General features: G+C 61.0%; 14 protein-coding genes and 1 other RNA gene. 5 read left to right on the top strand and 10 right to left on the bottom strand.

Annotated features, from left to right (window positions below; translation table 11 throughout):
- Positions 1 to 45: 45 nt before the first annotated feature.
- Complete coding sequence (locus ACK4TM_RS04130; protein ID WP_409697166.1) at positions 46 to 2,688, top strand: ribonuclease E/G; 2,643 nt, start codon at positions 46 to 48, stop codon at positions 2,686 to 2,688.
- A 146-nt stretch (positions 2,689 to 2,834) separates the two neighbouring features.
- Here the strand turns inward: ACK4TM_RS04130 and ACK4TM_RS04125 are convergent, their stop codons facing one another.
- The gene (locus ACK4TM_RS04125) at positions 2,835 to 3,062 is read right to left on the bottom strand and encodes a sulfurtransferase TusA family protein (protein ID WP_409697163.1); all 228 of its coding nucleotides are present in this window, start codon (positions 3,060 to 3,062) and stop codon (positions 2,835 to 2,837) included.
- A gap of 94 nt (positions 3,063 to 3,156) precedes the next feature.
- Here ACK4TM_RS04125 and ACK4TM_RS04120 point away from each other — a divergent pair, with 94 nt between their 5' ends.
- The 4 genes from ACK4TM_RS04120 (at position 3,157) to ACK4TM_RS04105 (ending at position 7,009) form a co-directional block, all read left to right on the top strand.
- Positions 3,157 to 3,912: a cytochrome c biogenesis CcdA family protein gene (locus ACK4TM_RS04120; RefSeq protein WP_409697160.1), complete on the top strand. Its 756-nt coding sequence runs from the start codon at positions 3,157 to 3,159 to the stop codon at positions 3,910 to 3,912.
- 30 nt (positions 3,913 to 3,942) lie between these two features.
- On the top strand, positions 3,943 to 5,217 hold the full coding sequence (locus ACK4TM_RS04115) for a hypothetical protein (protein ID WP_409697157.1): 1,275 nt from the start codon (positions 3,943 to 3,945) through the stop codon (positions 5,215 to 5,217).
- On the top strand, positions 5,214 to 6,587 hold the full coding sequence (locus ACK4TM_RS04110) for a cytochrome P450 (protein WP_409697154.1): 1,374 nt from the start codon (positions 5,214 to 5,216) through the stop codon (positions 6,585 to 6,587). The genes ACK4TM_RS04115 and ACK4TM_RS04110 overlap by 4 nt, the downstream gene beginning before the upstream one ends.
- A 176-nt stretch (positions 6,588 to 6,763) precedes the next feature.
- Entirely contained in the window at positions 6,764 to 7,009 is a 246-nt protein-coding gene (locus ACK4TM_RS04105) for a hypothetical protein (RefSeq protein ID WP_409697151.1), read from the top strand.
- Here the strand turns inward: ACK4TM_RS04105 and ACK4TM_RS04100 are convergent.
- The 9 genes from ACK4TM_RS04100 to ACK4TM_RS04060 all read right to left on the bottom strand — a co-directional run bounded on the left by ACK4TM_RS04100 (position 6,994) and on the right by ACK4TM_RS04060 (position 12,830).
- On the bottom strand, positions 6,994 to 7,227 hold the full coding sequence (locus ACK4TM_RS04100; RefSeq protein ID WP_409697148.1) for a ribbon-helix-helix domain-containing protein: 234 nt from the start codon (positions 7,225 to 7,227) through the stop codon (positions 6,994 to 6,996). The two genes, ACK4TM_RS04105 and ACK4TM_RS04100, sit on opposite strands and share 16 nt — an antisense overlap.
- A complete protein-coding gene (locus ACK4TM_RS04095; RefSeq protein WP_409697145.1) occupies positions 7,228 to 7,404 on the bottom strand; it encodes a DUF4169 family protein in 177 nt (58 codons plus the stop codon).
- Positions 7,401 to 8,792, bottom strand: coding sequence for a class II fumarate hydratase (gene fumC, locus ACK4TM_RS04090; RefSeq protein ID WP_409697142.1), 1,392 nt, complete (start codon positions 8,790 to 8,792; stop codon positions 7,401 to 7,403). Before fumC ends, ACK4TM_RS04095 begins: the two co-directional genes overlap by 4 nt.
- 66 nt (positions 8,793 to 8,858) lie before the next feature.
- On the bottom strand, positions 8,859 to 9,329 hold the full coding sequence (locus ACK4TM_RS04085; protein WP_409697139.1) for an SspB family protein: 471 nt from the start codon (positions 9,327 to 9,329) through the stop codon (positions 8,859 to 8,861).
- Between the two features lie 62 nt (positions 9,330 to 9,391).
- Positions 9,392 to 10,633, bottom strand: coding sequence for a chromate efflux transporter (chrA, locus tag ACK4TM_RS04080; RefSeq protein ID WP_409697136.1), 1,242 nt, complete (start codon positions 10,631 to 10,633; stop codon positions 9,392 to 9,394).
- Positions 10,634 to 10,643: 10 nt separating this feature from the next.
- Complete coding sequence (locus ACK4TM_RS04075; protein ID WP_409697133.1) at positions 10,644 to 11,291, bottom strand: DUF1194 domain-containing protein; 648 nt, start codon at positions 11,289 to 11,291, stop codon at positions 10,644 to 10,646.
- Between the two features lie 37 nt (positions 11,292 to 11,328).
- Positions 11,329 to 12,072 (bottom strand): phytochelatin synthase family protein, encoded by a 744-nt coding sequence (locus tag ACK4TM_RS04070; RefSeq protein ID WP_409697129.1) that lies wholly within the window; start codon positions 12,070 to 12,072, stop codon positions 11,329 to 11,331.
- A 66-nt stretch (positions 12,073 to 12,138) separates the two neighbouring features.
- Positions 12,139 to 12,488, bottom strand: a transfer-messenger RNA (tmRNA) gene (ssrA, locus tag ACK4TM_RS04065).
- On the bottom strand, positions 12,474 to 12,830 hold the full coding sequence (locus tag ACK4TM_RS04060) for a DUF4345 family protein (protein ID WP_409697126.1): 357 nt from the start codon (positions 12,828 to 12,830) through the stop codon (positions 12,474 to 12,476). The genes ssrA and ACK4TM_RS04060 overlap by 15 nt, the downstream gene beginning before the upstream one ends.
- Between the last annotated feature and the right edge of the window lie 207 nt (positions 12,831 to 13,037).

Here is a 13,037-nt window from a genome sequence, read left to right as displayed (position 1 = left end):
CTGCACCCCCCGGGGGGCCGGACGCGCCATATGCGAATGGACAAAATGCCAAAGAAAATGCTGATAGACGCCACACATGCGGAAGAAACCCGCGTGGTGGTGGTAGACGGAAACAAAGTCGAAGAATTTGATTTTGAAAGCCAGTTCAAACGCCAGTTGGCGGGAAACATCTACCTTGCCAAGGTAACACGGGTCGAACCCTCGCTGCAGGCGGCCTTTGTGGATTATGGCGGAAACCGCCATGGTTTCCTGGCCTTTGCGGAAATCCACCCCGATTACTACCAGATCCCCGTCGCCGACCGCGAGGCGTTGATGGCCGAAGAGCGCGCCTATGCCGAAAGCCTGCGGGTCGAGGAAGAGGCCGAAGACGCCCCCAAGCCAAAACGCACCCGGACCCGCAGCAAGCCGCGCGCCGCTGTGGTGGATGGCGCTGATCTGATCACGACCTCGGATGATGGCCCTACCGGGCTGGAAACCATCGGACTGGACGATGATCTTGAAGGCAGCTCGCCGATGGAGCTGGTTGACGAAACCCCCGTCGACACCCCCGCCGCCGATGAAGAGATCGAGGATGAGCCGCGCGACAACGACATCGAAAGCGTCGCCGAAGCCGATGACATCGAAGATGTGCGTCCGGTGCGCAAACCGCGCCCGCGCCGCTATAAGATTCAAGAGGTGATCAAGGTCCGCCAGATCCTGCTGATCCAGGTCGTGAAAGAAGAACGCGGCAACAAGGGCGCGGCGCTGACCACCTATCTGTCGCTGGCCGGTCGGTATTGCGTGCTGATGCCCAATACCGCGCGTGGCGGCGGCATTTCGCGCAAGATCACCAATGCCGTGGACCGCAAGAAGCTCAAGGAAATCGCTGGCGAAATGACGGTGCCCGATGGCGCGGGCCTGATCATCCGCACCGCCGGGTCGCAGCGCACCAAGGCGGAAATCAAGCGCGATTACGAATATCTGCAACGGATGTGGGAACAGATCCGCGAACTGACGCTGAAATCCATCGCACCTGCGAAAATCTATGAAGAAGGCGATCTGATCAAACGGTCAATCCGTGATCTGTATTCCAAGGATATCGACGAGGTCATCGTCGCGGGCGAGGCGGGCTATCGCTCTGCCAAGGATTTCATGCGGATGATCATGCCGTCGCATGCCAAGAACGTGAAATTCTACGCCGAACCGATGCCGATCTATGCGCGCTATCAGGTCGAAAGCTATCTGGCGGGGATGTTCAACCCGACCGTCCAACTGCCGTCCGGTGGTTACATCGTGATCGGCATCACAGAGGCGCTGGTCGCCATCGACGTCAACTCTGGCCGCGCGACCAAGGAAGGGTCGATTGAACAGACCGCGCTGAAAACCAACCTTGAAGCGGCTGATGAAGTCGCGCGCCAGTTGCGCCTGCGCGATCTGGCCGGTCTGATCGTGATCGATTTCATCGACATGGACGAGCGCAAGAACAATGCCTCGGTCGAAAAACGCTTCAAGGACAAGCTGAAAACCGACCGCGCGCGGATTCAGGTGGGCCGGATTTCCGGTTTCGGCCTGATGGAAATGTCGCGTCAGCGTCTGCGCCCCGGCATGTTGGAAGCCACGACGCAGATGTGCCCGCATTGTCATGGAACGGGCCTGTTGCGGTCTGACGACAACGTGGCCTTGTCGATCCTGCGCCAGTTGGAAGAAGAAGGCGTGCGCGCCCGATCCAAAGAGGTGCTGGTGCGCGCCCCTATCGCCATCGCCAATTTCCTGATGAACGGCAAGCGCGACAATATCGCCGCGGTCGAGGCACGCTATGGCATGTCGGTGCGGATCGAATGCGATCCGACGCTGATCTCGCCCGATTTCGTGATCGAAAAGTTCAAGACCGCCACTCGCGTCGTGCCGGAAGCGGCCCCCGTCGTCAGCACCGTGATCATGGATGACGAAGAGGACGATCTGATCGTCGAAACCCCGGATGAGGAAGAAGAGGCGGCACCGGCTCGGGTCGCGGATGCGCCCGAGAGCAATGGCAATGGCGAAACACGGCCCAAGCGCAAGCGCAGCCGTCGGCGTCGGCGCAAGCCCGGTTCTGCGCGTCAGGGTGAGGAGAACGGCCAGTCCGAGGATCAGGACGACAATGGTGACCAGGTCACAGCAGTGCCTGCCGCAGACCCGGCAGAACCCGCCGCAGAAAAGCCGAAACGCAGCCGCACCTATACCCGCAAAACACCCAAGCCAGAGGCAGAGGTGACAGCAGAGCAGGCACCTGCCACGCCAGAGCCCACGCCGGAACCTGCTGCGCCCGAGCCTGCACCGGAACCCGTCGCGGAAGAGCCCGCAAAACCGGCCCCCCGCAAACGCGCACCGCGCAAGACAGCGGCCCAGAAAGCCGCCGAAGCCGCGCAAGCAGCCGAGGCCGCAGGCGAAACCCCACCGGCAGAGGCTGCAAAGCCCAAACCACGCAGCCGCGCCAAGCCGAAACCGAAAGTGGCCGCAGAAGACAGCACCGCCGCGACAGAAACGGCAACGGCTGAACCGGCACCGGTTCCCGCAGAACCCGCGCCAGAACCGGAACCTGCGCCTGAACCAGACGCGAAACCGACACCGGCAGAACCTGAACCGGCGCCTGCAGCCGAAGCGCCCGCAGAAGAACCTGCAGCCGAGGAAAAACCGCGCCGCAGGGGCTGGTGGACGCTCGGCGGCTGACGCTGACAGAAAAACGCCGCCCCATCACCGGGGCGGCGTTTTACGTTGACGCTGCGGCGCGCATGTCTTCTTTTTTCCAAAAATACTCGGGGGTGAGACCTGGATGAAATCCGGGGCGAGGGGCACAGCCCTGACCACCCCTGCGATCAGCCCTTGCGGATCAGATAGACCTGCCCACCGTCGCCGTCATGACACGCCAGCATATCATGCCCCGCTTCGGCGCAGAAATGCGGCACATCGACAATGGCAGCCGGGTCATCCGCGATCATGCGCAGCACCTGCCCGGACAGCAAGGCTGACAGCCGCTTGCGCGCCTTCAGCACCGGCAAGGGGCACAGCAATCCGCGGGCATCAAGATCGGCGTCATGGGTCATGCCTGTGACCTAGGGCGCATGTTTCACTTTGTCCACCAAGTTGTGACGCAGCCCCCCGTGACGATGGCGCAGCAACGCGATAGGAACGCGGATAATGTTGGAAACAAGTCTGATTTTCGATGCCGGTCTGATCCCGGCGATGCTGGTCGCCCTGGTGGCCGGGGTGCTGTCGTTTCTCAGCCCCTGCGTGCTGCCGGTGGTGCCGCCCTATCTTGCCTATATGGGCGGGGTATCTGTCAGCGAGATGGAAACCACCCGCCATGCCAGACGGCGGGTCTTTGTCGCTGCCCTGTTCTTTGTGCTGGGGCTGTCGACGGTGTTCCTGCTGCTTGGCATCGCGTTTTCGACCATGGGGCGGATGCTGCTGGGTGTGCAGGAATATTTCGTCATCGTCGCGGGGCTGGTGGTGATGATCCTTGGCGCGCATTTCGTGGGTGTGTTCCGGCTTGGGTTTCTGGACCGCGAGGCGCGGCTGGACGCGGGCGACAAGGGCGGTTCGGCCTTTGGTGCCTATCTGCTGGGTCTTGCCTTTGCCTTTGGCTGGACACCTTGTCTGGGGCCGGTCTTGGGCGCGATCCTCGGTCTTGCCGCGTCGGAGGGCGATGTCAGCCGTGGCACAGTGCTGCTGGGCGTCTATGCCATCGGGCTGGGCATCCCGTTTCTGCTGGTCGCCGCGTTCTTCCCAAGGCTCAAGGGCGTCATGGGCTGGATGAAACGACATATGCGCCAGATCGAGGCGACGTCGGGCCTGCTCCTTTGGACGGTCGGCTTGATGATGATCACCGGACAATTCGCGGCATTCAGTTATTGGTTGCTGGAACGCTTTCCATTCCTTGCCAGCGTGGGTTAGATTGGCAAGAGTAATCGGGAACAGGTGGCGATGACCAAAGACAAAGTGACCGTCACCCGCCGTCGGGTTTTCCATATTCCCGGTTATGACCCGATCCATCCACGGCGTTACCGCGAATTGTACCGCAGCGAAGGCGCGGCACAGTCAAAGACCAGCGGCTATCAGATCGCCGTGCAGGCCGGATCGCGCGACGAAAGCTTTCATTGGTGGGCGCAGGCGCAGATCGACGGGCAGAGTGTGGATGCGCGGATCGACGTGCTGGTCTGGTCCGACATCGTGCGCGACAGCATGGCGCATTCCATTCCGGCCACATATCGCCAGCTGATCCAGACCGCATGGATCTATATCAGCACCGGCACTTTGCGTCGCCTGATGTGGATGCGCAAGGGCCCGGTGATCGCCGCCCTTTACCCCGTCGGTGTGCTGTTGCTGCAATTGCTGATCGCGCTGCAACTGGGTTGGGGTCTGGGCCGGCTGGCCGAGGCGGCGCTGAACGGCGCTGTCAGCGGCGTCGGGCTGGGCGGTGGCCTGTTTGCCGCGATCATCGGTTGGCTGGCCTGGGCGGTGAAACTGGGCATTCTGGGCGCGGTCAGCGTGTTTCTGCTGCGCTGGTTCAAGAAACACGACAACAGGATTTTCGCGCATTACCTGATGCATGATTACGCCTTCAGCGCGCAATACCGGGGCGCGACCCCGCCGGAACTGTCGGCGCGGCTGGCAGGCTTTGCCGATCAGATCAGCGAGGCGTTGGAGGATGAATGCGAAGAGGTGCTGATCGTCGGCCATTCATCGGGCGCGCATCTGGCGGTGCATGTGATCGCCGATCTGATCCGTGACGGGCGGGTGCCTGCGGAGGGGCCGGCACTGGCGTTCATGTCGCTGGGGCAGGTGGTGCCGATGGTGTCGTTCCTGCCCGAGGCAAAACAATTGCGCGCCGATCTGGCCTTTCTTGCCACGCGCGAGGATCTGACCTGGGTTGATGTCACCGCGCCGGGTGACGGCTGCTGTTTTGCGCTCTGCGATCCGGTCGCGGTCACCGGTGTCACGCCGCCGGGCAAACACTGGCCGCTGGTGATTTCGGCGGCTTTTACCCAGACCCTGTCGGCAGCACGCTGGAAAAAGCTGCGCTGGCGGTTTTTCCGGCTGCATTTTCAGTATCTCTGCGCCTTTGATCATCCCAAGGATTACGATTATTTTCAGATCACGGCAGGCCCTTTGACGCTGGCGGACAGGTTCCGTGGGCGCGCGCCTTCAAAATCGCGCATTGACGTGCCAATGTCGAAATACACCTCGCTCGCGCCATGAATGATCTGCCGCCCAAACCCGTGCGGCGCGCGGACAGGGTGTCGCTTTGGCGGTATATGCGGCTGTTCCGGCAGGATATTCTGTCGGCGCAACCGGCACGGTTGTATCGCGCCTGGATGGCCGAATTCCGCACGCCGTTTTTCCGGTCGTTCATGATCAATGATCCCAAATTGCTGCGCGAGGTGCTGAAGGACAATCCTGATGCCTATCCCAAATCCGACCGGATCGGTGCGGGTCTCCGGCCATTGCTGGGCGACAGCGTGTTTCTGACCAATGGCGCGCAATGGAAGGCGCAGCGCCGCATCATCGACCCCGCGTTCGAGGGTGGGCGACTGCGCGATACTTTCCCCGGCATCGTCGCGGCAGGGCAGGCGGGTTGCGCCCGGCTGCACGCGCAGGCCGATGGCATGCCGCGCGTCATCGATGCCGAGGCCAGCCATATCGCCGCCGATGTGATTTTCCGCACCCTGTTTTCGATCCCGATCGAGGATGCCACCGCACAACAGGTCTATCACCGGTTTCAGGCCTATCAGCGGGCGCAACCGATCCTGAACCGTGCCGCGTTTCTGCCCGGCCCGCGCTGGATGCCCCGGTTTTTCCGCCGCGGCGTGCGGGGGCAGGCGCGTGCGATCCGCCGCCTGATCGCCGATCTGACGCAAGCGAGGCTGGACCAGATCGCGGCAGGGACAGCACCCGATGATCTGGCGACCAAGATCATGACGACGAAGGACCCGCAGACCGGAAAGACCTTCGGCAAGGGTGACATGGTCGATCAGGTCGCGATCTTCTTTCTGGCGGGGCATGAAACCAGTGCATCTGCGCTGGCATGGGCGCTGTATCTGCTCGCCACCCACCCCGATTGGCAGGACAAGGTCGCGGCAGAGGCTGCGGATTTCACCGGCAATTTCAGTGATCTGTCAAAACTGTCCGCGACCCGCGATGTCTTCCGCGAGGCGCTGCGGCTTTACCCGCCGGTGCCGATGATGGTGCGCGAGGCGGCCAGCGCCACGCGTTTTCGTGACCGAGCGGTACCCAAAGGCGCGCAGATCGTGCTGTCGCCCTGGCATCTGCACCGGCATGAACGGATATGGGACAATCCCGACGGGTTCGATCCCGCCCGTTGGCAGGACCCGGCCAGCAAGCCCGCGCAGCGCGATGGCTATATGCCGTTTTCCGCTGGGCCGCGCGTGTGCAGTGGCGCAGGTTTTGCGATGATCGAAGGCGTTGTGCTGCTGGCGCAGCTTGTCGGGCAATTCCGGTTTGCGCCGGTGGCCGGTCAGGTGCCGGTGCCTGCCGCGCATCTGACAGTGCGGGCGCGGGATGGAATCACGCTGGCGATCCTGCCACGCGGCAACTTATCGCGGAATTGACTGCAAATCCTGCGTCAAATGTAGCCACAATCGGGCAAGAACTGGGCATTAGCGTCGCACACATGCCCTTATCACAGATATTTCATTCCCCGCTGCATTTCACTGATTGAAGATTGCCACAATCTTGCCATGATCAAGGGACATTTCGCACCATCACCCACGGTCTGGAGGAACAGATGACAATCGCGCTGCCGGGAACTTCCAAGCAAGCCTTGCTGCGTTTATTCGTTCGTAAATCAGCGCCGCGTGTCGCCCCCGCGCCGCAAAAACCGCTGAGCGCGCAGGAAGTCGCGAAATTGTTCAACAAGCGCAGTCGCGAAGTCGCCGAAAGTCAGGCCGAACCCTTGCGGCTGAACGAAACCGAAAAGCGCGAGCGCGAGACATTGTCATCCCTGCGCGGGGCGCTTTATTCCAAAAGCTGAGACTGCGACAGACAGCGTTCCAGCACATAGATGCGGATCGCAGAGGCAAGGCCGATATCCCCGCGTCCTGCATCAATTTCCGCCGCCAGACCGTTGATCGTCTTGCCGTCCTGTTCGGCGATCCGGCAAAAACTGTGCCAGAATATATCTTCCAGCGTGACGCTGGTGCGATGCCCCCGCAGCGTCAGTGACCTTTTGGCGGGGCGGCGGTGATCCACCTAGTCATCCTCGAATTTTTGCTGCGACAGCCGGTTGTTGGCCTGCTGCGCGCGGGCGGCATCCAGCACGCGTTCGGCCTTGGTCCGGCCAAAGCGGATGGCATTCTCATCCGCTCTGGCCTTGTCCGCCGCGCGATCACGTTCCTTGCGCGCCTTGTTCAGGTTGACGGGTTTCACTTGGGTCCGATCATGTCTTCGGGGCGGACAACCTTATCGAATGTCGCCTCATCCACAAAGCCAAGGTTGATCGCCTCTTCCTTCAGCGTCGTGCCGTTCTTATGGGCGGTCTTGGCCACCGTGGTGGCGTTGTCATAGCCGATGGTGGGCGCCAGCGCCGTGACCAGCATCAGCGATTCGCGCATCAGTTTTTCGATCCGTGTGCGGTCGGCCTGAATGCCCGCGACGCAATTATCGGTAAAGGCACCGGCAGAATCGCCCAGCAATTGCATGGATTGCAGCACGTTATAGGCCATCATCGGCTTCATCACGTTCAGTTCGAAATGCCCCTGCGACCCGGCAAAACCCACAGCGGCATCATTGCCCATGACATGGGCGCAGACCTGTGTGATCGCCTCGACCTGGGTGGGGTTGACCTTGCCGGGCATGATCGATGATCCGGGTTCATTTTCCGGCAGCATCAATTCGCCCAGACCGCAGCGGGGGCCGGAGCCGAGCATGCGGATATCGCAGGCGATCTTGTAAAGGCTGGCGGCGACGGTTTTCAAGGCACCCGACATTTCGACCAGCGCGTCATGGGCGGCCAGCGCCTCAAACTTGTTGGGCGCGGTGACAAAAGGCAGGCCGGTGATATCCGCCATATGCGCCGCGACGGTTTCGCCCCAGCCCACAGGGCTGTTCAACCCGGTGCCGACAGCGGTGCCGCCTTGCGCCAGTTCATAGATCGCGGGCAGCGCGGCTTTGATCCGGCGGATGCCCATGGCGACCTGATGGGTGTAGCCGGAAAATTCCTGCCCCAGCGTCAGCGGGGTGGCATCCATCGTATGGGTGCGGCCGATCTTGATGATGTCGTTGAATTCTTCCTGCTTGGCGGCCAAGGCCGCATGCAGCTTTTCCAGCCCCGGCAGCAGCACATCGCGCGCCGTGGTGGCGATGGCGATATGCATCGCGGTGGGGAAGGTATCGTTGGACGATTGCCCCATATTCACATGGTCATTGGGGTGAATGGGGTCTTTCGATCCGATGACACCGCCCAGCATTTCGATGGCACGGTTGCTGATCACCTCATTGGCGTTCATGTTGGATTGCGTGCCGGACCCTGTCTGCCACACGACCAGCGGGAAATGATCGTCCAGCTTGCCTGCCACCACCTCTGCCGCCGCCGCGATGATCGCATCGGCCAGTTTCGCATCCAGCTTGCCCCGGTCTTTGTTGGCAATCGCGCAGGCCTGTTTGATCACGCCAAGGCCGCGCACGATGGCGACAGGCTGCTTTTCCCAGCCAATCGGGAAATTCAGGATCGACCGTTGCGTCTGTGCGCCCCAATAGCGGTCCGCCTGGACCTCCAACGGGCCAAAGCTGTCGGTTTCTGTGCGGGTCGCATTCATGGCAGGGTCCTTCGGTTTTCGGGTTCCAAAGGGTTTTAACAGCCGCTGCGGGCGGCGCAAGCCGTGCTATTTGCGGAATTTGTCGAGGCTGACAACCTCGGCCTCTTTCCTTGCGCCGGGCTTGGCGTCGTCGGGTTCGGCCATTTCATGCATCGGCGCTTCGGCAATCTCGGCGCGGTGATCATCTTGGGTTTCGAATTTAAGGCCGAATTCGACGGATGGATCGACGAAGGTCTTGATCGCGTCATAGGGAATATAAAGCGTTTCGGGATTATCCCCGAAATTCAATGTGATGGTGAACCCTTCATCGGTGACATCCAGATTGGCGAACCAATGCTGGATTACCACGGTCATTTCGCCCGGATAACGGTCTGACAGCCAATCGGCGATTTCGACGTCAGGATGCATCGTGTCGAAAGTGACAAAGAAATGATGATCGCCCGGCAGGCCGGTGACTGCCACGCCTTGCAGAACTTGTTGGATCAACCCCCGCATGGCGCGATGCATCAGATTTCCGTAGTCAATGGTATCGGGCACGGCGGTTCTCCAATTCTTCTGGGTCCCAACATACGGGATTCCACCGGCATGAAAAGGGGGTGTCAGACGGCCATCTGCACAATCAGCCCCAGCACCGCCGTGACCGGCAGCACCACCAGCAAGGACCAGCGCAACCGCAGGACCAGCACGGCGGCGACAAGGGCAAGGAACAATGCCACGGGTTGCAGGCTGCTGAACGCGGGCCAGACCATGCGGATCGGGCCGGATTGCACGGTCGCCACATCCGCAAAGATCACATGCAGCGCGAACCACAGCGACAGATTGGCGATCACCCCCACCACCGCCGCCGTGATCCCCGCCAGTGCCGCGCGCAGCCGGGGCCGCCCGTCGACCCAGTCGATCAGCGGCGCGCCTGCGAAAATCCAGATGAAACAGGGCACAAAAGTCACCCAAAGCGTCAGCACCCCCGCCGTCAGCGCCAGCGCGATACCGCCCTGCGCCATGCCTGCGATCATGGCGACGAATTGTGTGACAAGGATCAGCGGACCGGGCGTTGTTTCGGCCAGCCCCAGCGCATCCATCATCTGTGGCGTGGTCAACCAGCCGTAGGAAAACACGACCTCTTGCGTCATATAGGCCAAGACCGCATAGGCCCCGCCGAATGTTACGACGGCCAATACCGAAAAGAAGGTTGCGATGTCGCGCAGGAAGGCGCTGCCCGACAGCACCACGATGATGACGGGTGCGGCCCATAACGCCCCACCGATCAGCAGCACGCGGGCCGATTTGCGCCAGCTGTCTGCGGGCATGGGTGCTGGGTCGGTCGGGGTTCCCGGCATCAGCGCACCGGCGATCCCCGCCGCCAGCACGACCAGCGGAAATGGCACCGCGAAGAAAAACAGCGCGACAAAGGCCAGAACCGCGATCATCAGATAGGCCCGCCCGACCAGCGCACGTTTCGCGATCTTGATCAGCGCGGCGATGACGATGACGATGACGCTTGCCTGCACGCCGACGAACAGCGCCTGTATCACCGGCAGGTTGCCATAGGCACCGTAAAGCAGCGCCAGCAGTGTGATCACCAGCGCGCCGGGCAGCACGAACAAGCCGCCACCGATCAGCCCGCCGATGATGCCGCCGCGTTTCCAGCCTGCGTAGGTCGCCAGTTGCATCGCCTCTGGCCCCGGCAACAACATGCAGAAGGACAAGGCGCGCAGATATTCCGCCTCGCTCAGCCAGCGGCGTTTGTCGACCAGTTCCTGATGCATCAGCGCGATCTGCGCCGCAGGTCCGCCAAAGGACAACAGGCCGATGCGACCAAAGACGGTAACTAATTCTTTCACTGCAATCGCCCTAGCTGATGATTTTTGTAATTTCGCGCAAGATCTTGGCCTTGATCGCTGCGGGATAGTCGCGATGCATCCGTGCTGTCATTACGAACCCGTCGCGGGTGATGACAGCCGTGCGTAAATAATTCGTGACGGTCAACCCCATGGATTCAATTCCAATTCCATTGATCGTGACCCCCGCACGCTGCGCCGTCGTGCGGATCATGCGCACATCATCGCCCGCATTGGCGGTCCCGTCGGTGGATATGTCAATCACCCTGCGTTTGCAATCAGGGACCTGATCGAACAGCGGCAGGGCAAAGCTGATCGCGTCACCCGTCGCTGTGCCGGACAGGATGAAGGCACGCGTCATGCTGCGGGCCTGCGCCGATACCTCGGCGGCTTGTCCGGCATGGGTGATGCGGGTCCAGGGGATCGAGATTTCCTGTTCGCCCACGCCCGACCATTGCATGACAGCGACAGCGATCTGGTCCTGCACCATGGTTTCGACGACCTGCGGGTCCTGCAGGGCATCGGCCAGACCATCTGCCTGCAGCCGGTATTCCCCGCTATCCACCGAATTTGAGACGTCGATTGCCAGCAAAAGCGCGGTTTCGCAGGCCATTGCCGGGGTTAGTGAGAGGGAAAGGATAATCGGGGCAAGGCAGCGCATGGCCCAGCATCCTTGCCCCGGCGGTTCTTGGCAAGACCTAGCGGGCCGCGTCGATCATCACAAAGCCGCCGGTTTCGCCCTCCAGCACACCATGTTCGGCGGATGTCGGTTTGACCATCGCTTGCAGCAGGACATCGGTCGATGCCCAATAGGGGATGTACCCATGCTGATCGACCTCCAGTATCAGTACCTTGTCATTCGCGGCATCATAGGCCCCGATCAGCGCGACATGCGGGCCGTCCCAGTCACCGGTCACAACACCCTGGTTGAAATAGACCATGATCGCGTCATTGGCGCTAAGCTCATTTTTGGTCAGCATGTCGATCATCCGCGCCTTGTTATCCGCATCCGCGCCAGTTGGCTTGAAATAGGTCATCAGGCTGGACAGCCCGACAGCAAGAAGCGCCTCTGCCGTGAAATCGACCAATTGATGGAAGGCGACGCCATCGCCGCCCTCTGCTGAAAGCGCGGCCCATTCAGCATTGCCCGTCAGGTCGAGCAGTTCTTCCTGAGTCATGATCGTCTCGGACGCCCATTCCGGCTGCCCGATGATCCCGTTGATCGCTGCCGTGACGGTGGCGATGGAACAGGCAGAGCTGCTGAACTGTGGTTTCACAAATGCCGAAAAGGCCCAGTAATCCGGGGCAGGGGCGCTGCGCAGATAGCTGGTGTCGGCAGTGAACACCGTCGCATCGGGGCCGAGCTTGGGATAATCATCTTCATCCTGCGCGAGGGCAGGAATGGCCAGCAATGCGGCGGATAGTGTGAATAAAAGACGCATCTTACGCTCCATCAGACATGTGATGGATCAGGTTAGCGCCCGATCTGCGGATTTGGGAAGAGGTAAGGTGCAGGTTTCTGTTGCCAGGTACCTGCGGACCCCGCCTATGGTCGCAAAACCATAGGGCTTAAGGTTTCAATAGTTCCGACTGCTTACGCAGCCATCGCCATTGGTGCTTTGTTGTCATTTGCAACTAGCTTTGTTGTACCGATAACGGTGGTAACTCACCGAGATAAAGCAAACCCCTTTAGACGTTCGTCGATCCTGTTTCGTCCCCATGGCTGCCAAATGAGCAGTGTTTGGTGGAGACGCCGGGTACCGCCCCCGGGTCCGATCCGCGTATTACGAGCGCGTTTATATCCATAGTCCTTGCGGACACGCTTGAAATAGGTGGTCGGCGGTCACATTGCAAGGGGCAGGTTGATCGCCAGCGCCCCCAGACCCACAACAATTTCCACCCCGAAGAATGTCCATTTCTTGCGCGATTGCCCGTCCAGCACCAAAGATGTCGCCCGGCCCACCGATGCCCCCAGCCAGCAAAAGCCCAGCATCGCATAACCCGCAGGGCTGCCGATGATCAGCGCGCCAAGGCCCATCCCGATGAACAGGGCCCCGGCAGAGGCGCGGATCTCCGATGGCCCCATGTTCGACGGCCCGGCCTGAAGATCCAGCGTTTCCAGCGTGTAGCGCGGTGCCAGCCAGCCAAAGGCACCCAGCCCGATGCTGGCCAGCACGAAAATGATGTTGATGATGTCCATGACCTGATCCCTTGTTCACCGCCTTAAGCTGGCGCATCAGGGACCAAGATCAAGAGGCCTGCGAATAACGCGCTTGCGTGGTGTCCGACCCGTCATAGGCATTGGCGATGATGCGGGTCAGAACCTTCCCCGCGGGGAGGATTTTGATTTTATCCCCGTCTTTTGCGACGAATCCGGCAAAGCGTTCCAGGATGGATTGATGGACAG

The sequence above is a fragment of the Yoonia sp. genome, assembly GCF_046292185.1.
GTDB lineage: Bacteria > Pseudomonadota > Alphaproteobacteria > Rhodobacterales > Rhodobacteraceae > Yoonia.
This window is presented reverse-complemented; position numbering and strand designations above follow the sequence as displayed.

Excerpts from the sequence above, each read along its gene's own strand:
- ACK4TM_RS04130 (WP_409697166.1), top strand. The coding sequence starts at position 46 with ATGCCAAAGAAAATGCTGATAGACGCCACACATGCGGAAGAAACCCGC.
- ACK4TM_RS04125 (WP_409697163.1), bottom strand. The coding sequence starts at position 3,062 with ATGACCCATGACGCCGATCTTGATGCCCGCGGATTGCTGTGCCCCTTG.
- ACK4TM_RS04120 (WP_409697160.1), top strand. The coding sequence starts at position 3,157 with ATGTTGGAAACAAGTCTGATTTTCGATGCCGGTCTGATCCCGGCGATG.
- ACK4TM_RS04115 (WP_409697157.1), top strand. The coding sequence starts at position 3,943 with ATGACCAAAGACAAAGTGACCGTCACCCGCCGTCGGGTTTTCCATATT.
- ACK4TM_RS04110 (WP_409697154.1), top strand. The coding sequence starts at position 5,214 with ATGAATGATCTGCCGCCCAAACCCGTGCGGCGCGCGGACAGGGTGTCG.
- ACK4TM_RS04105 (WP_409697151.1), top strand. The coding sequence starts at position 6,764 with ATGACAATCGCGCTGCCGGGAACTTCCAAGCAAGCCTTGCTGCGTTTA.
- fumC (WP_409697142.1), bottom strand. The coding sequence starts at position 8,792 with ATGAATGCGACCCGCACAGAAACCGACAGCTTTGGCCCGTTGGAGGTC.
- ACK4TM_RS04075 (WP_409697133.1), bottom strand. The coding sequence starts at position 11,291 with ATGCGCTGCCTTGCCCCGATTATCCTTTCCCTCTCACTAACCCCGGCA.
- ACK4TM_RS04070 (WP_409697129.1), bottom strand. The coding sequence starts at position 12,072 with ATGCGTCTTTTATTCACACTATCCGCCGCATTGCTGGCCATTCCTGCC.
- ACK4TM_RS04060 (WP_409697126.1), bottom strand. The coding sequence starts at position 12,830 with ATGGACATCATCAACATCATTTTCGTGCTGGCCAGCATCGGGCTGGGT.